Origin of the sequence: Neptuniibacter sp. QD48_11, assembly GCF_047778095.1 — a bacterium.
GTDB lineage: Bacteria > Pseudomonadota > Gammaproteobacteria > Pseudomonadales > Balneatricaceae > Neptuniibacter.
The window spans coordinates 1,197,547-1,220,451 of record NZ_CP180551.1 but is presented as its reverse complement, the minus strand read 5'-3'; the positions used below and the strand labels follow the sequence as shown (position 1 = coordinate 1,220,451).

Genomic DNA, 22,905 nt, shown 5'->3' with positions numbered 1-22,905 from the left:
CTAGGCCATGGTCAAGACTATGTTTAAGAAAAGCCCGAGCAAAGCGGAGTTACGCGATCAGCTAAATGCTGAGGTATCGCGTTTTCTGGAAAAAGGCGGGGAAATCAAACAAGTCGAAATGGGCGAATCAGGACTAGTAGATGGGCGCTATACCCATCATAAATCCAACTTTGAACGCACTAAGCCGCAAGAACGCACACCCGTTCACGGCCTTTTAGCCACGATCGATGCCCGCCGAAAAAGCAAAACCGCCACCGCAGCTAAAACTAAACGCGGAAAACCACGTAAGAAAATCATCTATGATGACTTCGGCGAACCCGTAAGAACAGTTTGGATAGACGAATAACCTCTTCAGCTGTGAATGAATCCGCAGCTGCACAAATAAAACCTAATCAAAATCAATGCTGAAATAGCGGAATGTATTTTTGCCCGCACGCTTGGCTTCGTACATCGCTGAATCAGCATGCTCAAATAGTTTCTCTGGCAAGTGGTCATCTGGGTAGATGGAGATACCAATACTCACACCCATCTTCAAATTTACACCGTTGTACGCAAACGGTTGCTGTACAGAATCAATAATCTTTTTAGCCACAACTTCAGCATCGTATTTAAATTCTAGCCCGGACAAGAAGATCACAAATTCATCGCCACCTAAGCGAGCTACACAATCAGATTCCCTAATACACTCGGTCAGACGCTGTGAAATATGCTGTAACGCTTTATCACCAGCTAAATGGCCATGGGTGTCATTAATCTCTTTAAAGCCATCCAAATCGAGATATAAAAGCGCTAGGATCGCTCCTTCCCTTTTAGCCTGAACCAAAGCCTGGGTTAACCTCTCGTTAAATAAGCTACGATTTGGTAAACGGGTTAGAGCATCATAATTAGCCCTGAAGCGTATTTCGTCTTCTTTCTCTTTACGTTTACTAATATCCGTGAAGAGGGCGATATATTCTAAGGGTTCGCCATCTTCATCTCGCACCATTGCAATAGTCTGCCACTGCGGATAGACCTCACCGGATTTTCGTCGGTTCCAGATCTCCCCCTCCCAGCGATTATTTTTTTGTAGCTCTTCAAACATCGATTTGTAAAAAGACTCATCATGATGACCTGAATTGAGTACTCGAGGACTTTGCCCTAGCACCTCTTTCGATTGGTAACCTGTAATCTCATAGAAAGCCGGATTCACCATCGTGATAGCCCCATTTAGATCGGTAACCATTATTGCTTCTGAAGCAGCATCAAATACCGTAGTGGCAACACGCATCCGTTCTTCGATCTGCTTATATGCAGTTACATCTTCCTTCACAGAGATATAGTGAGTCACCTCTCCATTTTCAGAGCTAACTGGAGAGATAGAAGTTTTATCCCAATAAACACTGCCATCTTTACGGCGGTTACACAGCTCCCCTTTCCAAGTTTGACCACTCGTAATGGTTTGCCAAAGGTCAATATAATCTTCTTTCTCTGTCTCTCCAGACTGAAGTAGCCTTGGGTTTTTCCCAATTACTTCATCCTCACTGTAACCTGAGGTTTGATAAAAACATGGGTTGGCGTATGTAATAACCCCATCGCTGTCAGTCATCACGACTGCAACTGGACTCTGCTCTACTGCCTGCGATAGTTCTTTCAGGTGCAAGTTTTCGCTGGTTTTATCCTTTTCATACTTCTCGAGACGCGCCCCCATAATGTTAAAAGCTTGAGCGGTTTCAATAAGCTCACCACAAGACTCTTCAGAAACACGATAGTTAAAATTACCAGCTGCAATATGACTACTTGCCTCTCTTAGATGAGACAACTGCTTGGATATCACCCTAAGCGCTAAATGTGCTCCAATAACCATTAGCAAAATTTCAAACAGCGCTAAACCTAATACTTGATAGCTTGCTCCTTGAACAAGAAAATTAGTTTGCTCCGCCGGCAAACCATAGTGAATTTCATAAGATGATCCATTTGCACCACGCAGTAACAACTGCTGGTTAATCATATCTCCACCATCCCCCCATAACACAGCGAGACCATGTGTATGAGGCATATTGTGCCCACCTATAGAGATGATTGACGACCCGTTCTGATCATAAATTTGTAAATACGCCAACGAACGAGTTTGCATTAACTCGTTTACTTTAACCCCTAATCCATCTCGGTGATCTGTATTTAATTCGGGCAAAAGAGTAATGCCTAAAAATGTGTTAACTATTTGAACCCGCTGTTCTACTTCTGATGCAGCAGTAGTTCTTAGAAGATTTAAAGTCAGTGCGGACAACGCAGCAAGAAAGACTAGACCGAGAATTATCACGGCCAAAATTATTTTGGTTTTGTACTTCATAGCCAACTGTTTAACGCATTTTTTATAGTAATTAGAACGAAAATCCGCTCAATATTAATACAATCTAAATGAACGTAATATTACTCTCTAGTACTTAAAAACCCTTATTTTTTTGATGCTTTATTCAACAAGGGTTAACTTTCATCACACAGATTAAAAAATCGATTTGTTCATAAGCTTTTCAAAGCAATCCGTGGGATAATTAAAAGATAAGTTTTAACCTGATAGATAAGTGGTGCTGCCCAAATGACTTCTCTTACGATTACACGCCCTGATGATTGGCATATTCACCTACGTGATGGTGTTCAGCTTAAAGACACTGTCCGTGATGTGAGCCGCTATATGGGTCGCGCAATCATCATGCCGAACCTAGTTCCACCTGTAACGAATACAGAAGAGGCGCTAAGCTACCGCCAACGCATTATGGATCAAAAACCACAAGGCAACTTCGATCCTTTGATGGTGTTATATCTAACAGATAACACTGACCCTGCTGACATCAAGAAAGCGAAGGATACAGGCAAGGTTTACGCAGCCAAACTATACCCTGCTGGTGCTACTACAAATTCCGATTCAGGTGTAACTTCCGTTAAGAATATTTATCCTGTTCTTGAAGCAATGGAAGAAGCAGGCATGCTGCTATTGATTCACGGCGAAGTAACCGATGGCGATATTGATATCTTCGATCGTGAAAAAATCTTTATCGAAACGATTTTGAAAGATGTGGTAAATGACTTCCCTAACTTAAAAATCGTACTTGAGCACATCACAACTAAAGATGCTGCCGAGTTCGTTGAGTCGGCTGGGGATAACGTTGCTGCTACCATTACAGCTCACCACCTACTTTACAACCGTAACCACATGTTGGCTGGCGGTATCCGCCCGCATTATTACTGCTTGCCAATTCTTAAGCGTAACATTCACCAAGATGCACTGATTAAAGCAGCGACTTCTGGCAGTAAAAAGTTCTTCTTAGGAACAGATTCAGCGCCTCACATGAAGCACGCCAAAGAAGCTGCATGTGGTTGTGCAGGTTCCTACACGGCTCACGCTGCGATTGAACTGTACGCTGAAACATTTGAAGCAGCTAACGCGCTTGATAAGCTAGAAGCGTTCGCAAGTTTGAATGGCCCAGACTTCTACGGTCTACCGCGCAATACAGATACCATCACTTTGGTTAAAGAAAGCTGGGATGTACCAGCAACTTACCCACTTGGTGAAGATAATGTGGTTCCTATTCGCGCAGGCGAGCAAATTGCGTGGAAAGTAAAATAACCTGACATTCGATCAACAGGTTATATATCTTAGGGGGCCTATCTTAGCTCCCTAAGATAATCGTCAAGCTGATAGCTCTTGTAAGCTCATATATTCAGCTAGAATTTTTCGCACACTTTCATTCCCTTGAGCCTGCATACGCTGATAATGGCTGATATTCTGTCTTAAGTACTGTTGATGATCGTCTTTCGCTAGATCCCACATAAATCCGCCAACTGCAGGAATCTCAACATCACTTAACGTAGATAGATGGATCGCTTCATAATAGCGTCCTCCATCTTTAACAATCTTCTCGTTAACCAACCCCAAACCTAATGCCTTTACACCACTACGTACTTTATGAAGTTGTCGTACTGGACAGATAAGAAAGTCGATGTCGCAATTAGGATTATGTTGCAAGACGGCCTGAACCATATCTAGCGTCAGGTCACCACCTACACCGGCAATAATAAGTAGATGACGATGCTGAATATTCGTAGCAGTTTCGGGAAGGGCCAAACGGAGCTTTTGAAGATCTTCACAATGAACTTGCCAGCGTTCAGTTGAATAATCGCTACCAGCTAAATGCTTTTCAAGTTTGTTGGTAATGGATTCCACTACATCCAAAAAGTGTACTTGAGCCTCAGGCTTTGCCTGCAAAATAGCCTGACCTAAATAACCATGGTCACAGCAACAATCCCAAATATGGTCATATTGACCATTAATCATTTCCAATATTGAATTCAAACGAGGTGAAAGACTCAAACTCTATATTTCCCGATATAAAAATCTATTTTTTCAAACAAAAAAATAGATTTTACCATTGTCTTTTAGCGAAAAATCAACAACTATCTATAGTAGTGTTTGTTGTAGTAAAAGCGTCCGCAGGTAAACGCATTTATGAAACCGTTAAGATTCCCCCTAAGATTCATCCTATTGACGGCTATGCTGTGCGTTTCCGTAGTTCCTATCGCCCTATTTTCCTATTGGACGATTCAAAATGCACTAGAGAAAGAGTTTGCTGCTGTTCATGAAAAGCATCTTTTACTTGCGCACAACACAACCGCTGCACTAGATCGTTATGCCCTCGATGTAAAAGCGGTGTATGACACAAGTGCTCAACTCGCGCAAAACCTTCACTTCCATCCAGAACAGATCTCTTTGATGGAACAGCTCAACATACTCGCTTTTGCACAATATGATTCTTCAGGAGACCTAATCGAAAGATACTACGGTCAAGCAGTTTTAGTACCGCCATCATTATCTGAAATAGAAATGATACCAGCAGAGATAAAACCAGAGATTCAATTCTCTAAAATTTTCATCTCAGAAAACGCTCCACCTACCATCTATCTTACGTCTGTAGGCCCCAAATCTAATATCTGGATTGCGGCTATTAACCCAAACTACCTTTACAACATTCAGAAATCTATTAGCTTTGGCGATAAAGGGCATGCAGCAATAGTTGATCAATTTGGCTCCGTGATCGCTCACCCTAACCCGTCCTGGGAACAAGCAGGAAAGAACATAGCCAAAATCAGCATCATCAAGCAAATGATGCGAGGAGAGTCTGGAGTAGCACAATTTTATTCTCCTGCGATGAATGCCGACATGATCGCTGGTTTTGCGACCGTACCAACCACAGGTTGGGGAGTAATGATTCCACAACCAACATCGGAGTTGGAATCAAAACTTAAAGATTTAAAACAGGTGACCCACTTAATAGCCGCTCTCTGTTTTATCATCGTTGCGCTATTAAGTTGGTGGATCTCAGGCATTGTTGTGAAACCAGTTAAACGACTGATCAAGATGACAAAGGACCTTTCGCATCACCAATACCCTCTCCCATTCAAAAAAGATGACTCGTTAACCAGTATCGAGATAGACACCTTAGTGACTAGCTTCAATACTATGGCTGAGGAAGTAGACCGCGGCCAAAAGGAGTTAGAAAAGCGAGTAATTGAACGTACAGAAGAATTACACAAAGCAGAAAAACAAGCTCGCCACTTAGCATCCCACGATTTAGTCACAGGTCTACCGAATCGTATTGCTATCCGCGCAGATGCGCAAAAACGCATTCATCGAAATGAGCCATTCACCCTGCTCTTTATAGACTTGGATGGGTTTAAACCGATCAATGACCAATACGGCCATCAAATGGGCGACCGTTTACTCAAAGCGTTCGGAGAAAGGCTACGATCAAATTTGGGTGAAAACGACAACATCGCCCGCTATGGAGGCGATGAATTTATCGTACTTCTGGATACTGACAATACAGAGAGTGCAAAGGAGACTGCAGAACAGCTATTAACCTACACACGCAATCCCTTTGCATTTGGCGAATATAAAGTCAGTATTCAAGCGAGTATTGGTCTAGCTCAATCCAAGCCCGATACACATGATCTAGACCAAATTATCCACGATGCAGACATCGCTATGTACAATGCTAAGAAAGCTGGCAAGAACTGCATCGTTTGTAGCTCAGTGTAAATATGTGTTACCAAGAAGGCTCTCAACAATCCAATTACGAAACGGATAGATCCCCTAAGATAGCCTTCGTTTCCATAAACTCTTCGATTCCGTACAGCCCCCACTCTCGACCGTTGCCCGATTGTTTATAACCACCAAATGGCGCTTTGATATCAACCGGCGCACCATTGAGATGAACCATACCGGTTCTCATCTGAGCGGCTATTGATTTTGCTCGTTCCAAATCACTTGAGTAGACACCACCGGAAAGGCCATAAATACTGTCATTAGCGATTGCTACCGCCTCTTCTTCAGAGCGATAAGTCATGATGCTAACCACCGGCCCAAATATCTCTTCTTGAGCAATGGTCATATCAGGCGTAACACCTGCGAATACCGTCGGCTTTACATAACAGCCTAATGAACAACCTTCAGGTAAACCAATACCACCAGCAACGAGTTCAGCGCCTTCATCCATGCCCTTTTGAATCAGAGCTTGTACGCGTTGCCATTGCAATTCTGATACCACCGGCCCCATCACTGTTTCTTCTGATTGAGGATCACCTACAACAATTAAATCCGCTGTTTTTTTGGCGATCTCAATGGTTTCTTTCAAACGTGATTCAGGGACTAATAAGCGTGTTTGAGCATTACAAGACTGGCCCGAGTTACCCATCACCGCTCTCACACAACGAGAAATAACTTTAGAGAAATCAGCATCGTCCAGAACAATGGCTGCGGACTTTCCGCCCAACTCTAAAGAGACCTTTTTTAAGTTTGCAGCTGCAGCAATAGAGACTTGCTTGCCTGCTTCTGTAGACCCCGTAAATGAGATCATATCGATCTTAGGGTGAGCACTCAGCGCAGCACCTACAGCTGCCCCTGTACCATCGATTAAATTGAAAACGCCCGAAGGAACACCAGCTGCATGCATAATGTCTGCAAATATGTGCGCTGTGCGCGGAGCGATCTCACTAGGTTTTAGTACAACCGCACAACCTGCAGCAATAGCTGGCGCAACTTTACAGGTGATTTGATTTAACGGCCAATTCCAAGGCGTAATAAGACCGCAAACACCAATCGGTTCTTTAACGATACGGGTCGAGCCAATAACCTCAGTGAAATCATGCTTTTTAAGCAGACTTAAAGCCGCCTTAAAATGCCCTAACCCAGCCGGCACTTGAGCTTGGCGCGATAAACCCAATGGCGCGCCCATCTCTTCAGTAGTCGCCTCGACAAGTGCTTCGGCACGCTTTTCATATTCAGTAATAATACGCTGTAAAAGCGCGACTCTCTCTTCTTTGGAGGTTTGCGAGAAAGATGCAAAGGCAGCAACAGCTGCGTCAACAGCGAGATCGACATCATCATTATTACCAAGGCTAATTTGAGAGACAACCTCATTGGTCGCCGGATTAAAAACATCCAAGACGTCATTGCCTGATGACTTAATCCATTCACCATTAATATAGAATTTTTTTAAATCATTCATATCTCTCTATCCTTTCTATCGTCTCTCAAACATAGACCATTCATGCCGAAGCAGGCACAAAAAAAGCCGCGTTTGCGGCTTTTCTCATAGAAGCATTACACACCGATAATCGCTGCGATAAAACCGATCAAACCACCAAAGACACCACCCCAGACAACCAGCCAACCTAAATGTTCGCGAATCATCTGCTGTACAATCTCTTTGACCAAACTAGGTGTCAGTTCATCTAATCGCTGCTGAACAATGACTTCAACCTTTTCTTGCATCTCAGCCATAACATCAGGGCTTTCAAGCTCGTCTTTTAATAGAGTGATAAAATTTTCATCACGTGTCATCTCTTCAATTGAGCTTTTCATCTTTTCCACAAAAGGCTCTCTTAAAGGCTCAAGCGCATCGGTGCCACCCACCATGGCTAGCATACCCCCAAATGGAGAGTTTTGGATAACCTCGATAAGCGAATCAAAAGTCGGAGCAAAATCGACTTTTTCAATTACTGGCGCTAAATGTAGATCAGGCTGTTTACCATTATCAGCACTTAGAAAACGCTCAATATTCTCTTCAGTAAAAAATTGCTCCATCATTAAGGTTTTGATGCCGCGCTTAAAATCTTGGAAACGTGCAGGGATCACTCCTGAGCCATACAGCCCTGGAACTTTCTCAAACAACATATGTACAGCTAACCAATTGGTTAGCGCACCAGATAGAGCAAACAAGCCAACGGTCAATAACACACGATCATCTGTAATCAGACCCGCCGCAAATGCAGTAAAGGCAAGCAGATTCGTTAGAAGGCTTTTATTCATCGGTATTCATCTCAAGAAATATTTTTTTGGCGATCATATAGGGCTAAGGGGCGGTTTTAAAGCTCTAAAACCTTAGATCACTTATAGCATGATGTCAGTTTTACATTAAGAGTGAGATCTCAAATTGCTACATCATTATGCGTAGCACTAGGGAAACTACGAATAAGTCTTATGCTTTCTCAGTGGGTTATAAAACGACCAGATACGCGAAAGCCGGCGCAGTGACATGTCTAGACCTTTTCAAGCTCCCTGACATTATCGAAGCCATTTTCAGTTATAATCACTGTGATTTTTAAATAGCCGAGCTACAACATGAACCGCAAGAAAAAAATTAAGCAGATCCACACCAAGCGACTAAAACAGGCCAAGGCTAAATTAGCGCCAAAAAATAACAAACCGCGCTACATATCTAAAGCAGATAGAGCAAAGCTTGAAGAAACCTCGGAGACTCCTTCAGAGGTTTAAACTTTGACGCTAGAAGCTCTCTTTAAATACATGCCAACGGTAACGGCGGAAACTCTTACCCAGGCTCACACAGCCACCTCCATCACAACACAAACTTAAACTGGCACCTTTAAATCTCTACTGATAATATAAGTACTGTATATATAAACAGTACTTATTATGTTGCGCTTTATTCCTATCTACTCCAGCGCCGGTATCAGTGGTTTTGAATCACCTGCAGCGGAATATACCGAGCTAGCACTGTCACTCGATCAGCTACTCATTGATCACCCTCATGCAACCTACCTAGGCTTTGTTGAAGGTGGCTCTATGCGTGGTGTTGGAATATTCCCAAATGACCTTCTTGTCGTTTCACGAGCCGAAACGGTGAAGGAAGGCGATGTAATTGTTGCCACGCTAAATGGCAACTTCGTCTGCAAAATCGCGAGCATCAAAGAGAGAAAACTTCTTTCTTCTGCTCCCGGCCATAAACCCTACCAACTATCCGAACAGGATGAATTTTCTATCGAGGGTGTGGTTACACGTTCTATTCGATTATTTCGCCCATTAAAGAAGGGGCTCAATTAAGATGTACGCCCTGATCGATACTTCCGGAATGTACGCTTCATGCGAGAAAATATTTGACCCTACAATTCGAAAGCGCCCAGTTGTTGTCCTTAGTAATAATGACGGCTGCATTGTCGCAACCTGCCCTATTGCTAAAAAGATGGGCATTCCCAAATTTGGTCCCTATTTCAAAATCAAAGACCAACTAGACAGAGCAGGCGTAGTTGCCCGATCCAGTAACTATGAGCTTTATGCTGATATATCTTCACGCATGATGGAACTCTGCGCCTCTTTTGCTCCAGAACAACACATCTACTCTATAGATGAATGCTTTTTACGCTTTGACCACTACATACCACCCGAAGGCTGGTATGAGCTGAGTATGAAAATCAGAAGGAAGGTATGGAAGGAGGTAAGGCTCCCCGTAGGCGTAGGCTTTGGCCCAACCCCAACCTTAGCAAAAGCTGCTAATCACGCGAGTAAAAAACTACCCGGCTTCAGCGGTGTTGCCGTTATCGATAACGACCAAATCAGAAAGCAGATTCTGCAGCAGATGGAAATTAGGGATGTTTGGGGAGTCGGACGACGCATAGGTGAGCGACTCAACCTTCTCGGCGTCAAAACGGCTTGGCAGCTAGCACAAACGAAACCCGCGTTGATGAAAAAGCACTTCTCCATCTTAATCGCTAATACAGCAGAAGAACTCAATGGTTTAACAAGAATAAGCTGGGACGATGTTCGCTCACCCAAAAAGCAGATTTGCTACACACGCAACCATCGCCGCGCAAAAACTAAGGGCCCAAGAGAGTGCTACCAGCAATATCATTGTTTTTGCACACAACTCTATCCACGATAAGGAATCATTTTTCAAACGCTCTGCATTCCACCAATTTGCTACTCCCACATGCGATACTGCAGTCATAGTGAAAGTAACAAGCCAACTGGCTGAGCAGATATACCAAACAGGAATCAGATACTACAAAGCCGGAATAGGCCTGTTAGAAATATCTACTGCAACCCCCTATCAGCCAGATATATTTACCCCTTCCGCTGACCAGCCAGAACTGATGAAGTGCCTGGATCAAATCAATTCAAAATACGGTCGAGACACCCTCCACCTAGCCCGTCAAGGCATTCAACAGAACTTTAAAATGAAACGGGAACTGTTATCTCCAAGGTATACGACACGGATAGAAGATATTCCTGTGTTTGAATGTTCGTAAACAACAGATACAAAAAGCACCGCGTTAAGCGAAGCTTTTTCGTTTTTAATAGATGACGGTCAGGGAGGGGTTATTCCACCCCTTCGAGGCCGTGGTCGCAGGCTCCCACGTTGTCTCGCTGCGCTCGGCTCAAACCCTCTTCTCGGGTTGTCATCCCTCCAAACTTCAGATACAAAAAAGCCCCGCAGTTAAGCGAGGCTTTTTGGTTTTTAATAGATCGCGGTCAGGGAGGGATTATTTCACCCCTTCGGGGCCGTGGTAGCAGGCTCCCACGTTGTCTCGCTGCGCTCGGCTCAAACCCTCTTCTCGGGTTCTCATCCCTCCAAACTTCAGATACAAAAAAGCCCCGCGGTTAAGCGAGGCTTTTTCGTTTTTAATAGATGGCGGTCAGGGAGGGATTCTAATTTAAATCATAACTACTTGTTTTATAAATACAATAAAAAAAACCAACAATCTAGAATGTTACAAACAGTGTTACTTAAAAGTTAGATCAGCAAAATAATCTGCAGAGCATAACAATTAAACGAACAACTTACCCCTTTGCCGTTCTAACCATTCTTATACCATTTAACGCTAAGCGGCGCGCAAAGCGCATCATTACTTGAGCTGCTTATCAGAGCATTCCTCAGCTCTTTGAATTGAAGGGAGGAAGCTCACCATGTTCAGTTTTGTATTCAAGAAGTAACTTGCTTTCTTCTGCTTCAGCTCCGGTGGAAGAAGTGGCGTATTTCCACTTAAAAACCACACTAATGCCTGCGTCAGTGAGCAAGGCGGATCTTCTCCTCAACTCACGAGCATGATTGGCATTAGGGTATCTGTATATCCTTAGACGGCAGCTCTGCGAATCTCCCCCAAGCTGGCCTGTTTGCCCGATATATAAAATACGGCTTTGGCCCTGCAATCGACCGAACTCGTCTTAATGCAACAAAGCATATACAGCAGGCTGAGCATCAATATTAGCGCGAACATATAGAACTGCAGGCCATTCGCCTGAATGTATAAAGTCTTCAGGTAACTGCACTCGCTTACTCGCTCTAGCGCCTTACTTATGGGCGCATAAATACTTGGCTAAAATTAGCGACGAAAGAGCACAAGCCAAGCGTTTTGGGTCCTTTTAAGTAACTTGTTAGCCGTAGTGTGCTTCCCGATGGCAGTTTGGGCAAAGAGCAATTGCATTTTCAACGGTATCATCACCACCTTTAGCAAGTGGCACTTCATGGTGAACTTCTAGATATGGACTTCCATCTGACTTACGATTAAATGGAGCACCTACATAACACTTTTCACAACTACCATTAGCTCTATGAAGCACCTCAGCGACAACATCAGAATTTCGCTCATAAACAATAGTTGTAACTTTTTTTTGTATTGGCTTCTTTCTAGCCAATTTTAGGCGTTTAATTCGGTCTTGAGATGAGGACTGTTTAGATCTAATGACTTTTATATCAAAGTTATCAACAACACTTTCTAAGGTATCTTCTTGAAAATCAATAAGAGATAACAAAATATCGGAAACCTCAGGTTCAAGGTGTTTCTGAAAAGTATTACCTTGAGCACAAAAATGCTTCTGAAAATTGCTCCAGCTATTATTTCCACCAGCAATGACAGGTAATTCTTTACTTAACTCAATATCGTTTAAAATAATAAATTCTGAAAGATTTGAAACATTTTCTAATTCAAAACGATATGGGAATAAATTTGAAAGATCATCATAGTGCTTTGTGATTTTGAAGATTCCACAAAGACGAAAATTTATGGCTTTAGCAGGCTTTTGAATGACAATTACTTTAGAGCCTATCGCAACCTTATCTCTCTTGCCCTTATTCGTCAGCCCGTAACCGAACTTCCAATCAAAGTCATTTTTATTCTTCGGTCCATGATAAGCATAATAATACTTCATTAAATCTCCATACTTCTGACTGCGGCTAACGCCGCCAACACAGGCGAGCTTTAGCGAGTCCAGCGAAACTTGTTGCGTATTTGTGCTTGGCCTTATTAGAAAAAAAGTTGCAACTTAGCAAAAAAGTCATCCCAACCAATGACCAAAGTTAGAATAGCACTGGCAAAACCAATGAGGGTCACTAAACCTGACAACACTCTAAAAATAACACTAGAAACAATAACTCCAGCAGTAGACAAACTGATTATTCCAAACATACCCAAGGCATATACAGGTGAGCCTACTACTTGTCTCACGCCCTCTTGAAACCAAGCTATTGGGTTGCGCAACTTAGTAAATAAATAATCACTTCTGTCAGTTACTAAGCCGTGATGTCGAAGTAGGGCTTCATCAACTGCACGAGCATATTGTTCCGCTTGACCTCGCAATAAATAATCCTTATGGGCTTCATTTAAACTAGGAATCATGTTCAATATTATTGGATAATTACTCACCATATAGTTCGCGTAAGGCGGCCTAAAATTACTCATTACTCCCTGTGAACCCATTTGACTTTGCATTTTATTTGAACGGTGAATTAACCAACCATAAGCAGCGTTGTCTTCACCTTTAGAGTCTAAATACTCATGAAACTTTTGACGATAATCTGTCGCAAACTCAATTTGTTTATCTTGCCTATTTTTCTTAATTGCATAGCTTACGAAGCCAATAAGAAACAGAGCTATAACAAATAAAGCTATATACATCTCTAAACCCTAAATATTTCTAACGCCCGCATCATTTGCCGCAGGGGAGGTCAAATGCATGCGTTTGTTACATATCAATTTCTGGAAATGGATTATAAACTTCTTGGTGAAGTATTTGAGGAAATCTCCTTTCAACAAGATCAATTAGTCTTTCTACAGCCAGTAAATATCGGTAAGCGAGACTCTCACCATGCCTTGTTCTTGGCCATGTATAGATGTGGGTATACATGTCTTCGCTAACAGTATTAAATAGGCGTAGTGTATTTTCAAGACAATAATGAGAGTGTTCAAAATTTATAAATGCACGCCTAAGTATTGGGTCTTTCAGCGGCAAAGCATCGGGATTCCCTTCTCTGAAATGAAAACACATTTCGCTAACATCAAAAAAATCTAAGTGGATACTAGGATAAGATGCAGCACATGAATACAGCGTATGAATATCTATAAATTCAAAAAGACAACTCAACACACTATAATCGTGTGTCGTTTGATCACTACCATAATATGGGTAGCTGCCAGTACTTATCCTCGCCTCATGCCGTGCTTTCATCTCTCTCAGGACATTGACCGTGTAGCGGTTTAAATTCGAGGTATGGTCGATAATTTTGTGGTGGTCACGGCATAACCAGATCAGATTTTCATATGCATTTTTATCACATTCAATAGGTTCGTTTGCTCTAGGCCCATTAACACCAATTATGTGCGCTCTCTCTCCCAGATTAACACGACCATCAGAAAGCACTTTATTACAATACTGTCCTTCATAGTTGAAGCTACATCTCCCCCCTGCATTCGTAACTAGTAAAATTGTATCTGTGACACTTATTGATCTGTTTTCTTTACTACTCATCATTAACTCAGGTCGGGAGAGATATAGACATGTAACGCTTGGTTCAGGTACACCTCAGGCGTTACTTAAATGCCAAATCCGCAATCAGTGCTGTAAAAACGAAGGGCGCGATTATTGATTCATTTCGCTAAGAGCTTCACCCACTGATAAAACATTCCAGCCATATAACTGCCCAGCCTTTATGTCTTCCGCGCTTATAGCAATGCCTTTTTTCAGAGAAGGCCATGCCACCTCTAACTGAAACGTTGATTGCTCATTATTTTCGACAATAAAGTTGATTTCAGGTAGAGAATAACCACTCTTTTCATAGAAGCGCAGCAAACCATCAACAGCTTTATCAGCTATATTTCTTGCTTGATGCCAGTTTGATATTTTAAATAAGCCCTGTTCCCTTCTCAGCCCATTCAAAAACAACATATTTTCATGTGTAACTCGCATATAGTCATGATGTGGTTGCTTACGATGGCAATCGATGCAAAGCGCTTTTAGATTATCTGAATGATTCTCTCTTTTATTCCCACTGATATGGTGTGTGTGCAATAGGCGCTTATTAGAATTCAAATCCACACCGCACTGTTCACAACAGAAATTTACAGTCGCGCGGTACTTTGTGGAGACTTCAGCCCAATCCTCAGAGTAACCGCCTTTGTCCACAACTTGTGAGCGATCAGGCATAGAGCTAAACAAGGTGCTGTATTCAGATAAAAACTCTGATATTTCAAACTCCCCAAAAATTTTGCTTTTGACACCACCTTTGCGATAGCCCTTATAGTTTAAATAACCTAAACAGTGCTTACATACTTTAAGCTGGGCTTCACCTTCTACATTCTCATTACTTATCGAAGACGTGCCATAAATTTTAAATAAGCCGCTAATGTTATAGGTAGCTTTGTAACGATTAAAACGCTTTTTCTTTCTCATATCCGCAAGCGTTTGACAGTCCGCTACATGAAAACGATTTCCTAGATTATTACCAGAAAGTACATCTTCTATACGCTGCATATGATCCGGAATAAATAGAAGTACCTGACGGCCCTTAACACTGAGGACACCATTCTCAAGCTCTAGATCTTCTAGCTGTATATCCAAGCCAGCAGTACTAGAAAGGTCTTTATCTAGCTCAAAATCTGGTGAATGATCTTCTTGGAGATTGAAATTGGCTTCAAACTTCCCCATGCGCTCCACATTAGCCCAGAGCCCCGATAAATCAGTAGTTAACTTCATTAATTCAGCTCCAGAATCTGGCGCATCTGGATATCAGCATTAGTGATAACACGAAAAGTAACTCGCCTTGAACGTACAGAGTCCTCTTGCCCTGCAGTATTCATAACCAGGTGAGATGAAGAAAGGCCTACCGCAGCAAAGTGTTTCTTTATCCATCGCCTTTGTTCATCAGATTCAGGGAGATCATAGACATAGGCAAGAACACTTCGAGTCCTTCCCTGTGAAAGCTCCATATTTCTAAAATATGCTTCCGTATCACTTACATAACTATTCCAGACGCTACTAGTATGCCCTTCAATACGTACTTCATTGATTGAATTAGCAAACTTACCAAGAACATCTAGATACCGAGGAAAAAAATCCCTCAATAGCTCTTTATAGCGTGAACTAAGATCAATCTTTCCTGTTGCGAACAACACCTCAGGGGATTGAAAAGTAAATGTCAAAGAGTGCGGATCTATCACTGCATCCCAAGTCTGTAGATCAGACTGGAATTCCCCCATTAGAGCATCATATATTGCGACTTGGTTTTCTTGGTAAGCAACGGCTACCTCTTTAACCTTGTCTCGCTCAATAAACGCTTCCCGCATTAAGGCAATTGCAATAAATAAGAACACCATCATCAACCCAGCCATCAAGTCTGAGACTGATAACCAATGAGACTCTTCTTGCTCAGTTACCTTCGAATCCAAAAGCCGGCTCATATTTAGCTAACCTCACGCATCCGAGTAACCTTGTGCATCTCAGTTACAAGCTGTTGATAATCACTTGTGAATTTACCTGAGATTGTTGTCAGTGCACGCCCCATTTCGTTCATAACACGATTAAGTTCATGATTAAGGGCGTCATCTAACATTTTGACCTGTTTCTGAACCGCCTCCCCTGTATCTTTAAGAGCGTTATCTGCTTGCTGACTCATGCCTGCTAGCACACGCTGACTCTCTTGAGTTTGCTGTTCAGCCATTTTTTGTAGCTCTGCGCCCAATTGCTGGCGCATTGAGGTCAACCCTTGCTCGAAACTGTTCCGAATAGATTCAGTTTCAGATACCAAAGATTGGCTTGCGGTTTTGTAGGACTCTGTTAACTTTTGACTATCATCTTTAAGATCGGCAATTAAGTTTCGTAACACTGAGTTAGTCTCGCTCAGCGCATCATCGAACATCTGTTTAGACTTTTCACTATTGTCTGCAATAACGCCTGAAGTTCCTTGTAAGGATTCATTTACTCTTTGGCTATTCTGAATAAATTCTTCACTACCAGTAATAATGGCCTTTTGCATTTCGCCCGAGCTATTAACAACGGCTTCAGACATTTTATTACCAGCCTCAGAAATTCCTTTAGAAGCTTCTTCAGCAGCAGTTCTAACCCCTTCTGACATAGACTTAACCGAAGAAGCAACCTCATTCGAAACGACTTCTGCAGCGTCAGTTAGTCCAGTCACTAGAGTCTCAGTTGTTTTTGTCATGCCGTCATTTATTGAAGCCGCTACTTCATTCATACCTTTAACAGTCTCATCAATCTGAGCTCTAATTTCAGGTACAGCCTCAACTGCACGATCTCGGATATCTTTAAATGCATTAAGATGTCGTTCTAGCTCCTTAAGCTGATGCTGATTAACTTCCATTACCGCCTGCAGCTCTCTCATACTTTCAGGAATCACTTTCGATTCCTCGCTAATATGACTTACTGCAGACTCTGTGTGAGTTATTGCCTGGACACCTTGTTGATATTGGTCGCTCATTTGAGCCAACTGTTGTTTGTAATTCTCTTGCCATTGAACCAATTCAAGAACAGCAGCATTTAGCTGTTTAAAGTTTTCTCCAAATTGCTCAATCAAGTTATTATTGAAATCTGAAATCACGTCCTTGAGAGCATTGATTACCTGCTCAGTCGCTGACTTCGACATCATATCTGCGAAGTCTTGGAGCTTAATCCACAACCTTTCCTGGAACTCTATGAATGCAGCCTGCTGTTTTTCAGAATACTCATTAATGCTTTTCAAGGTCGGAGCTAATGGCTCAACCGTTTTCACAAGACTTTTATGCTGATCTCCAATATCAGACCTCAACAATTTCATCTGACCTACTAAGCTTGCTTCATTATCTCCGCCAACAGCATTCCTCAGCGATTCAATACCTTCTGCTTGGTCCTTCATTACGCCATATAGTTCGGCTACCCCAACTTCATCTTCATCGACCCCTTCAGCAATTTTTGGGGATATCCAACCTGTAGCAACAATCAATTTATACAAAATTGAAAGTGCCATACCGGCCAAACTGGTTGTAAATGCTGTCTTGAGTCCTGCTAACAATGTGCTAATACTTCCATCAATATCATCAACATTGAAACCTAATAACCCCGAAATAATTCCAGCAAATGTGCCTAAAATACCCAAAGTAGTAAGAAGTGTTGGAGCATACTGAGTAAAAGAATGAGCACTGTTGTTACGCTTCATAACCACAGCAATAAAAAAGCAGACAATCAATGCCCATAAAAAGACATTGGTAAGCAATTCAGCTCCGCTATTTAATAACGTCGATTCGATTATTTCAGCCAACATTTAAATATCCTTAATAAGTTATTTACTACTTCCGTGACAGAAGACTAGTTCTGTCATCCCAGAATTATTCCGTATTGATCCTAACTATGAGGAGGGTCTTAAAGGTAGGGTACAAACAATAAGCGTATGAAAAGAATGTTTCGAGGGGCGATATATTCCATCCATGAAGAACAGCTAATCAAACCATGATCCTTTAAGCATAATTGTGTTTAGAAACTGCTAGCGCTATCAAAAAGCTTCGCCTGCATCCAAACTAGAACTAAATTTGCCAGAAACACAAAGTCATTGCAAATCATGAAGTTATATAAACGATCGTTTAATACTACGGCACAAACCAATTCAAAAAAATAACTTACCGAACCAGATTAAACCTATTGCTCGGCATAAGTCATTTTAAAAGCCGCCCAAACAATTTAATGAAGTAATTTAATGCTAATTGCTAAGTGCTCAACTTCACGATATTGATGTAAACATAGATATAAACCACTCCTTTTTTAAGGAATTATTAAAAACATCACATGGAGACGTAAGATGTTTATCTGCAATCTAAATACCGAACAACAAGCAGCCATGCTGGCATTAGCAGAACTAATAGTCAGAGCCGATGATGAGATCGCACCAGAGGAATATGCGATTCTTGCTTCTCTCAAATCACAGTGCTCACCCAATGTTGAGCCCATCAGTATCGAATTTCCCAACTTACCAACCACCTTCCCCCAAAGAGCTTCACAAGCCTCATTAATTTTAGAGCTATTGGGCGTTGCTTATGCCGATGCTGAGTACCATGAAAGTGAGCGCGGCTTAATTCGTGAGATTGCCAATGCACTCTCGCTAGAAGCTACTTTACTAGAAGACATGGAATTATGGGTTGAGCGCCAATTCATCATGGCTAAAGAAGCTCAAAAATTCATGGAGGACTGATCATGCCATTACCTTTACTTTTAGGGGCTGCAGCAGTTCTTGCAGGCGGCTACGGCGTAAAAAAAGGGCTTGATGCTAAAGCAGACTACAACGAAGCGGAGGCCGTAAATTCAGAAGCAGAAGATATTTACGATAATGCTGAAGCTAAGCTACAAAAGGCACGCGCAAAGGCAGAAAAATCAATTAATGAACTAGGTAAAACTAAATTCTGTATTTATAAAGAAACGTTACTACCATTTGTAGATGCTTTTTCAAAAATAAAGAATATCGACTTTGATGACAGCGGATTACTTGAAACAAGTAACCTAACAACAGTAACTTCTGATGATATGCAAACTGTTGAAGTCTCTGCCATGACGATGAAAGACGTAGTTGGCGGCGGTATTGCTGCTCTTGGTAGCGGAGGGCTTGCAGGCTTGGCAACATACGGTGGCGTCGGCTTGTTAGGCACTGCATCTACAGGTACCGCTATAAGCTCCCTGGGAGGTGTCGCAGCGACGAACGCCACACTCGCCTGGCTAGGCGGAGGATCCCTTGCCGCCGGAGGCATGGGTATGGCAGGCGGTATGGCTGTACTAGGGGGTATAGTAGCGGGACCAGTCCTAGCTGCAGGGGGCATGATGGCAGCCTCAAAAGCAGAAGCAGCCAAAGAAGATGCATATAGCAACCTATACGAGGCAGAATTAGCAGCTGAAAAAATGAAGTCAGCGAAAGTTGTTACAAAAGGCATTAATCGAAGGTTCAAAGAGATCAACGAAGTCTTAGTTGAGCTGAACCTACGCTTTATTCCAATGCTACAATCATTGCAGGATTTAGTTGGATCCGACATCGACTATACCAACTACAGCTCGGCTGATAAAAAAGGAGTATTTATTACCGCAGCATTGGCGAAAACGCTCAAGAACGTTATGGAAGCACCACTACTAGATGAAGATGGCTTAGTCACTTCGGAATCACGTTCAGCATTAAAAAGCGCCCGCAAAGCTCTTGAAGCTTGATTCAGATGTGTTCGGCTGGTTAACCATCAGCCGAACCTATTCCAAAGGATAGGAATACATGCACAAAAAAAAATCAGAAGACCTAAAGAGCCTCGCAGGCGCACATCTTTCTGACCACCTAACTTCTCGGCACACAGAACGTACACGCGCATTGTTTAATGATAGCGAAGAACTCGTCAAACTAGCTGAAAAGTGGAAAAACGTCGCACCTGATAAAGCACAAGGTCATCTTTTTGAGCAAATGGAAGTTTTAAACTTCAATTATGATGCACTTAAAAAAGATAGTGATCTGTTTGCACGCACAACAGCAAGCATGGGGCTTCCTACCGATCCTGTCGATATTATTATCACCCGAGGAAAAAAAACTGTTCGAGAGGTTCAAGCTAAATCTTGTAATAGTGCAGCCAGAAGCGTTTTTGCATTATCACAAGAAAAATACGATGAAATGGCCAGACTAGCACCAGCCGACCAGCATGAAATGATCGAAAAACTATTAGATCAACGCATAAAAGCAGGCACCCTAAAAGCATCAGATTACGAAAAAACCCGTGAACACCTACAAAAAAGCCTCAGCCACGAGAATGTTAGCTCCACTGGTACGAATTATGAACAATCACTAGCTGCAACAGATGCAAAAATAGCAGAAACAATCTCAGATCAAGTAAAGCTAAAAAGCGCACTTACTGATATGCACAAGTCAGGTCAACAAGCTGGCCAACTAGGTGCAATCATTAGTGGCTCGACTTCGGTAATAACCAGCAGCTACGACTTTTATAAAGGAACCAAAAGCATTGGTGAGACTCTATCCTCAATAACAATTGATGCAGCTAAAGGCTATGCAACCGGATATACCGTTACAGCGATGAGCAAAGGAATAACTCATGGCACATCTCACTTTTTAGGTCAAAGTGCATCTAAAGCTTTAACGCGCTCTAATGCTCCGATAGCTATTGCAGCAGGAGTCGTCGCGGCAAGTAAGTCTATAGCATCCTTCATAAAAGGCGATATTGATGAAGAGAAACTATTGGATGAAATAAGTCATACTGCGATCACCAGCACAGCCTCCTTCTATTATGGAGCCCTTGGGCAAGTAGCTATCCCCATTCCCGTTGTAGGAGCAATGGTTGGAGCTAGCATCGGATACTTTGTTGGTCACATGCTTCATCAATCCAGCCTTATTGCTTTAGGGGAGAGTCAAATTGTAAAGGAAGCTAAACTTAGACGATTAGCTATTGAAGAAATGTGCCTCAGCCTTATTCCCCAAATACGAAATCAACGTATTGCTTTTGAAGCCCAACTAAAAAAACACTTCAATGAGAGAGAAACAGAATTCCATATAGCATTTATGCAACTCGATTCTAGCTTAGAAGATTGGAGCCCTAATGGGTTTGTTTCAGGGTTAGAGAAGATAAATCTTCAATTTGGGAAAACTCTTCAATTTAAGACTTTCGAAGAATTCGATGATTTCATGCAAACAAATGAGGCATTTGAATTTTGAGTAAGCACTTCCCCTGCGACAAATGTGGAGCATGCTGCAAACAAGTCAACCTTTCCAAAGCAACGTCCTCACTGGACCGTGGCGATGGCACATGCAGACATCTGGACACAACAACCAACCTTTGCGCAATTTTTAATGAAAGGCCAAATATATGTCGAGTAGCTTGGCAATACAAAAATAATTATGCTGACCTATGCAGCTGGATTGAATTTGTAAATCTTAATATCGATGCCTGTAAAGAATTAAAAGCTAACATAGATAAACAACCCTAGAATTCATCGATGAAGACATAACTCTAATACAGCTCATTTTTTGAAAAACCTCTACCCTATTTAGAATTTTCGAAAATTTACAAAATCACTTCAGACCTCGTATGAATAAAAACGATATGCGACAAATATTGACGCATCTAACGATTAACATTATTTGTAAATAAGCCTGAAGAAATTTGTACATAATGGCTCGAACATATCGTAGAAGTAAGAAACACTTTAAGAAGATCCTGAGAGAAGCTGAAGCCTTCTCTGAGAACTACCCCTCACATGGCTGCAAGCACCACGGCTGTTGCCATTACTGCCAAAAAAATAGACTCTATAAACAAGAAAAGAACTCTATTCTCTAGGCTGAAAGGACTTACACAAATGCATTCCCGAGAAAAACTAGTAAAAATGGCAGACATTGAACTAGACCACATAGCCCTAGAAATAACACATAGAAATGATAACCCTAAACACCTTAGGCACTTCGTTGATCAATATTTCTGTTACTACTATGGGTATGTCACCAATCGAAATAAAATAAACGCAGCTCACGATAAAATTGCATTCAATCAATATGTATCTGAAGAAGCAAAAAAACTAAAAGGAACAGGTAAAGGATACATTAAGAAGGAACATGTCGTTCCCCTCAAAGTGATAGAAAACGAGTTAATGCGACTAAATGAAAATGATGGAGCGTGGGATGAACTCAGCCTAGAAGCCCAGAGGGATAAAATTTCTACTGTAATTCATCATCTGCTTAGGTTCGCCACTATCACCACTACCGAAGATAGGAATTTGACATTCAAAAGTTCAATGCCAGATGGCTTTGTGTACAGCGGAGTTCCGGTTAAGGAAGAAGAACTTTTTACACGATATAAACATACAAAAAACAATCAACCCATTAAGTTAACCTCCTCCCCAAAGAACTCTCTATTAGAGAAAGATGATGAGTTTTTCTTTAAAAATTAAAAACAACTACCCTCTGAGGAAGACTAATGGAATTTTCCCCTTTGATAGTCATGGGGATGAGTGCGGTGATGGTTGGCTCCCATTAATCATCATATTCGTGGTTGTCGGCCAGAGCTACCCTGTCAGAAAAATTTGTGGATTCTGCGGTGAAGAAGTAAGTGAAGTATCAGCCTCGGAAATCATTTGTATCAATACAACTCTTATCCAATGCACCTATTGCACCTCAGAGATTGCTTCAATCGCAGAAGCTTGCCCACAATGCGGTGCACCTAACGAATGGATTCACCCACGATTAGTTGAATTCCTTGAAGTAGAGTCAACTGAGCTTGTTCCTCAAGAATGTTATTTAAAGGTCAAACATGATCAGCTCTATGTATGTTGAAGACACTCCTGGCCTGTGG

Annotated in this window: 23 protein-coding genes and 2 other RNA genes; 13 read left to right on the top strand and 12 right to left on the bottom strand. The window is 41.9% G+C overall.

The window, feature by feature from the left end:
* The first annotated feature begins 19 nt into the window (after positions 1-19).
* Positions 20-346, top strand: a complete 327-nt coding sequence (locus tag ACMXYU_RS05530; protein WP_415900574.1) for a hypothetical protein — start codon at positions 20-22, stop codon at positions 344-346.
* Positions 347-388: 42 nt separating this feature from the next.
* Here ACMXYU_RS05530 and ACMXYU_RS05525 read toward each other — a convergent pair whose 3' ends face one another.
* On the bottom strand, positions 389-2,329 hold the full coding sequence (locus ACMXYU_RS05525; protein WP_415900572.1) for a diguanylate cyclase domain-containing protein: 1,941 nt from the start codon (positions 2,327-2,329) through the stop codon (positions 389-391).
* Between the two features lie 246 nt (positions 2,330-2,575).
* Here ACMXYU_RS05525 and pyrC point away from each other — a divergent pair, with 246 nt between their 5' ends.
* Positions 2,576-3,604: a dihydroorotase gene (gene pyrC, locus ACMXYU_RS05520; RefSeq protein ID WP_415900571.1), complete on the top strand. Its 1,029-nt coding sequence runs from the start codon at positions 2,576-2,578 to the stop codon at positions 3,602-3,604.
* 63 nt (positions 3,605-3,667) lie between these two features.
* Here the strand turns inward: pyrC and ACMXYU_RS05515 are convergent, their stop codons facing one another.
* The gene (locus tag ACMXYU_RS05515) at positions 3,668-4,348 is read right to left on the bottom strand and encodes an SAM-dependent methyltransferase (protein ID WP_415900570.1); all 681 of its coding nucleotides are present in this window, start codon (positions 4,346-4,348) and stop codon (positions 3,668-3,670) included.
* Positions 4,349-4,483: 135 nt separating this feature from the next.
* Between ACMXYU_RS05515 and ACMXYU_RS05510 the strand changes: the two genes are divergently transcribed.
* Positions 4,484-6,073 carry a diguanylate cyclase domain-containing protein gene (locus ACMXYU_RS05510; protein ID WP_415900568.1) on the top strand — a complete coding sequence of 530 codons (1,590 nt, stop codon included), beginning with the start codon at positions 4,484-4,486 and terminating at the stop codon, positions 6,071-6,073.
* A gap of 34 nt (positions 6,074-6,107) precedes the next feature.
* Here the strand turns inward: ACMXYU_RS05510 and ACMXYU_RS05505 are convergent, their stop codons facing one another.
* Both ACMXYU_RS05505 and ACMXYU_RS05500 read right to left on the bottom strand, forming a co-directional pair.
* Entirely contained in the window at positions 6,108-7,541 is a 1,434-nt protein-coding gene (locus tag ACMXYU_RS05505; protein ID WP_415900567.1) for an aldehyde dehydrogenase family protein, read from the bottom strand.
* Positions 7,542-7,636: 95 nt separating this feature from the next.
* Positions 7,637-8,344, bottom strand: a complete 708-nt coding sequence (locus tag ACMXYU_RS05500) for a DUF445 domain-containing protein (RefSeq protein WP_415900566.1) — start codon at positions 8,342-8,344, stop codon at positions 7,637-7,639.
* Between the two features lie 312 nt (positions 8,345-8,656).
* Between ACMXYU_RS05500 and ACMXYU_RS05495 the strand changes: the two genes are divergently transcribed.
* The 4 genes from ACMXYU_RS05495 (at position 8,657) to ACMXYU_RS05480 (ending at position 10,578) form a co-directional block, all read left to right on the top strand.
* The gene (locus ACMXYU_RS05495; protein ID WP_415885222.1) at positions 8,657-8,809 is read left to right on the top strand and encodes a DUF2986 domain-containing protein; all 153 of its coding nucleotides are present in this window, start codon (positions 8,657-8,659) and stop codon (positions 8,807-8,809) included.
* A gap of 159 nt (positions 8,810-8,968) precedes the next feature.
* Positions 8,969-9,376, top strand: coding sequence for a S24 family peptidase (locus ACMXYU_RS05490; RefSeq protein ID WP_415881766.1), 408 nt, complete (start codon positions 8,969-8,971; stop codon positions 9,374-9,376).
* Between the two features lies 1 nt (position 9,377).
* Positions 9,378-10,211, top strand: coding sequence for a Y-family DNA polymerase (locus ACMXYU_RS05485; protein WP_415900565.1), 834 nt, complete (start codon positions 9,378-9,380; stop codon positions 10,209-10,211).
* Entirely contained in the window at positions 10,132-10,578 is a 447-nt protein-coding gene (locus ACMXYU_RS05480; protein WP_415901100.1) for a DUF4113 domain-containing protein, read from the top strand. Before ACMXYU_RS05485 ends, ACMXYU_RS05480 begins: the two co-directional genes overlap by 80 nt.
* A 53-nt stretch (positions 10,579-10,631) precedes the next feature.
* Here ACMXYU_RS05480 and ACMXYU_RS05475 read toward each other — a convergent pair.
* From ACMXYU_RS05475 to ACMXYU_RS05440, 8 genes are all read right to left on the bottom strand, one after another.
* A non-coding RNA gene (locus ACMXYU_RS05475) (RtT sRNA) lies at positions 10,632-10,753 on the bottom strand.
* A gap of 42 nt (positions 10,754-10,795) precedes the next feature.
* A non-coding RNA gene (locus ACMXYU_RS05470) (RtT sRNA) lies at positions 10,796-10,917 on the bottom strand.
* A 787-nt stretch (positions 10,918-11,704) separates the two neighbouring features.
* Entirely contained in the window at positions 11,705-12,478 is a 774-nt protein-coding gene (locus tag ACMXYU_RS05465) for an HNH endonuclease (RefSeq protein WP_415900564.1), read from the bottom strand.
* A 95-nt stretch (positions 12,479-12,573) separates the two neighbouring features.
* Positions 12,574-13,224 carry a hypothetical protein gene (locus tag ACMXYU_RS05460; protein ID WP_415900563.1) on the bottom strand — a complete coding sequence of 217 codons (651 nt, stop codon included), beginning with the start codon at positions 13,222-13,224 and terminating at the stop codon, positions 12,574-12,576.
* Between the two features lie 67 nt (positions 13,225-13,291).
* Positions 13,292-14,074: a hypothetical protein gene (locus ACMXYU_RS05455; RefSeq protein WP_415900562.1), complete on the bottom strand. Its 783-nt coding sequence runs from the start codon at positions 14,072-14,074 to the stop codon at positions 13,292-13,294.
* 111 nt (positions 14,075-14,185) lie between these two features.
* Positions 14,186-15,298 carry an HNH endonuclease gene (locus ACMXYU_RS05450; RefSeq protein ID WP_415900561.1) on the bottom strand — a complete coding sequence of 371 codons (1,113 nt, stop codon included), beginning with the start codon at positions 15,296-15,298 and terminating at the stop codon, positions 14,186-14,188.
* Positions 15,298-16,002: a flagellar motor protein MotB gene (locus tag ACMXYU_RS05445; protein WP_415900560.1), complete on the bottom strand. Its 705-nt coding sequence runs from the start codon at positions 16,000-16,002 to the stop codon at positions 15,298-15,300. The genes ACMXYU_RS05450 and ACMXYU_RS05445 overlap by 1 nt, the downstream gene beginning before the upstream one ends.
* Positions 16,003-16,004: 2 nt before the next feature.
* A complete protein-coding gene (locus tag ACMXYU_RS05440; RefSeq protein ID WP_415900558.1) occupies positions 16,005-17,858 on the bottom strand; it encodes a hypothetical protein in 1,854 nt (617 codons plus the stop codon).
* Positions 17,859-18,389: 531 nt separating this feature from the next.
* On the opposite strand from ACMXYU_RS05440, the gene ACMXYU_RS05435 reads away from it, so the two are divergent.
* The 6 genes from ACMXYU_RS05435 to ACMXYU_RS05410 all read left to right on the top strand — a co-directional run bounded on the left by ACMXYU_RS05435 (position 18,390) and on the right by ACMXYU_RS05410 (position 22,886).
* A complete protein-coding gene (locus ACMXYU_RS05435) occupies positions 18,390-18,779 on the top strand; it encodes a TerB family tellurite resistance protein (protein ID WP_415900557.1) in 390 nt (129 codons plus the stop codon).
* Between the two features lie 2 nt (positions 18,780-18,781).
* Positions 18,782-19,777 (top strand): hypothetical protein, encoded by a 996-nt coding sequence (locus ACMXYU_RS05430; protein ID WP_415900556.1) that lies wholly within the window; start codon positions 18,782-18,784, stop codon positions 19,775-19,777.
* A gap of 58 nt (positions 19,778-19,835) precedes the next feature.
* Positions 19,836-21,275 (top strand): hypothetical protein, encoded by a 1,440-nt coding sequence (locus tag ACMXYU_RS05425; protein ID WP_415900555.1) that lies wholly within the window; start codon positions 19,836-19,838, stop codon positions 21,273-21,275.
* Entirely contained in the window at positions 21,272-21,547 is a 276-nt protein-coding gene (locus ACMXYU_RS05420; RefSeq protein WP_415900554.1) for a YkgJ family cysteine cluster protein, read from the top strand. Before ACMXYU_RS05425 ends, ACMXYU_RS05420 begins: the two co-directional genes overlap by 4 nt.
* Positions 21,548-21,817: 270 nt before the next feature.
* Positions 21,818-22,504 carry a hypothetical protein gene (locus tag ACMXYU_RS05415; protein ID WP_415900553.1) on the top strand — a complete coding sequence of 229 codons (687 nt, stop codon included), beginning with the start codon at positions 21,818-21,820 and terminating at the stop codon, positions 22,502-22,504.
* Positions 22,482-22,886 carry a hypothetical protein gene (locus tag ACMXYU_RS05410; RefSeq protein WP_415900552.1) on the top strand — a complete coding sequence of 135 codons (405 nt, stop codon included), beginning with the start codon at positions 22,482-22,484 and terminating at the stop codon, positions 22,884-22,886. The genes ACMXYU_RS05415 and ACMXYU_RS05410 overlap by 23 nt, the downstream gene beginning before the upstream one ends.
* Positions 22,887-22,905: the final 19 nt, after the last annotated feature.

What these genes read in the sequence shown, in the direction of transcription:
- ACMXYU_RS05530 (WP_415900574.1), top strand. Translation starts at nt 20, where the DNA reads ATGTTTAAGAAAAGCCCGAGCAAAGCGGAGTTACGCGATCAGCTAAAT.
- ACMXYU_RS05525 (WP_415900572.1), bottom strand. Translation starts at nt 2,329, where the DNA reads ATGAAGTACAAAACCAAAATAATTTTGGCCGTGATAATTCTCGGTCTA.
- pyrC (WP_415900571.1), top strand. Translation starts at nt 2,576, where the DNA reads ATGACTTCTCTTACGATTACACGCCCTGATGATTGGCATATTCACCTA.
- ACMXYU_RS05510 (WP_415900568.1), top strand. Translation starts at nt 4,484, where the DNA reads ATGAAACCGTTAAGATTCCCCCTAAGATTCATCCTATTGACGGCTATG.
- ACMXYU_RS05505 (WP_415900567.1), bottom strand. Translation starts at nt 7,541, where the DNA reads ATGAATGATTTAAAAAAATTCTATATTAATGGTGAATGGATTAAGTCA.
- ACMXYU_RS05500 (WP_415900566.1), bottom strand. Translation starts at nt 8,344, where the DNA reads ATGAATAAAAGCCTTCTAACGAATCTGCTTGCCTTTACTGCATTTGCG.
- ACMXYU_RS05495 (WP_415885222.1), top strand. Translation starts at nt 8,657, where the DNA reads ATGAACCGCAAGAAAAAAATTAAGCAGATCCACACCAAGCGACTAAAA.
- ACMXYU_RS05490 (WP_415881766.1), top strand. Translation starts at nt 8,969, where the DNA reads ATGTTGCGCTTTATTCCTATCTACTCCAGCGCCGGTATCAGTGGTTTT.
- ACMXYU_RS05485 (WP_415900565.1), top strand. Translation starts at nt 9,378, where the DNA reads ATGTACGCCCTGATCGATACTTCCGGAATGTACGCTTCATGCGAGAAA.
- ACMXYU_RS05465 (WP_415900564.1), bottom strand. Translation starts at nt 12,478, where the DNA reads ATGAAGTATTATTATGCTTATCATGGACCGAAGAATAAAAATGACTTT.
- ACMXYU_RS05460 (WP_415900563.1), bottom strand. Translation starts at nt 13,224, where the DNA reads ATGTATATAGCTTTATTTGTTATAGCTCTGTTTCTTATTGGCTTCGTA.
- ACMXYU_RS05455 (WP_415900562.1), bottom strand. Translation starts at nt 14,074, where the DNA reads ATGAGTAGTAAAGAAAACAGATCAATAAGTGTCACAGATACAATTTTA.
- ACMXYU_RS05450 (WP_415900561.1), bottom strand. Translation starts at nt 15,298, where the DNA reads ATGAAGTTAACTACTGATTTATCGGGGCTCTGGGCTAATGTGGAGCGC.
- ACMXYU_RS05445 (WP_415900560.1), bottom strand. Translation starts at nt 16,002, where the DNA reads ATGAGCCGGCTTTTGGATTCGAAGGTAACTGAGCAAGAAGAGTCTCAT.
- ACMXYU_RS05440 (WP_415900558.1), bottom strand. Translation starts at nt 17,858, where the DNA reads ATGTTGGCTGAAATAATCGAATCGACGTTATTAAATAGCGGAGCTGAA.
- ACMXYU_RS05435 (WP_415900557.1), top strand. Translation starts at nt 18,390, where the DNA reads ATGTTTATCTGCAATCTAAATACCGAACAACAAGCAGCCATGCTGGCA.
- ACMXYU_RS05430 (WP_415900556.1), top strand. Translation starts at nt 18,782, where the DNA reads ATGCCATTACCTTTACTTTTAGGGGCTGCAGCAGTTCTTGCAGGCGGC.
- ACMXYU_RS05425 (WP_415900555.1), top strand. Translation starts at nt 19,836, where the DNA reads ATGCACAAAAAAAAATCAGAAGACCTAAAGAGCCTCGCAGGCGCACAT.
- ACMXYU_RS05415 (WP_415900553.1), top strand. Translation starts at nt 21,818, where the DNA reads ATGGCTGCAAGCACCACGGCTGTTGCCATTACTGCCAAAAAAATAGAC.
- ACMXYU_RS05410 (WP_415900552.1), top strand. Translation starts at nt 22,482, where the DNA reads ATGAGTTTTTCTTTAAAAATTAAAAACAACTACCCTCTGAGGAAGACT.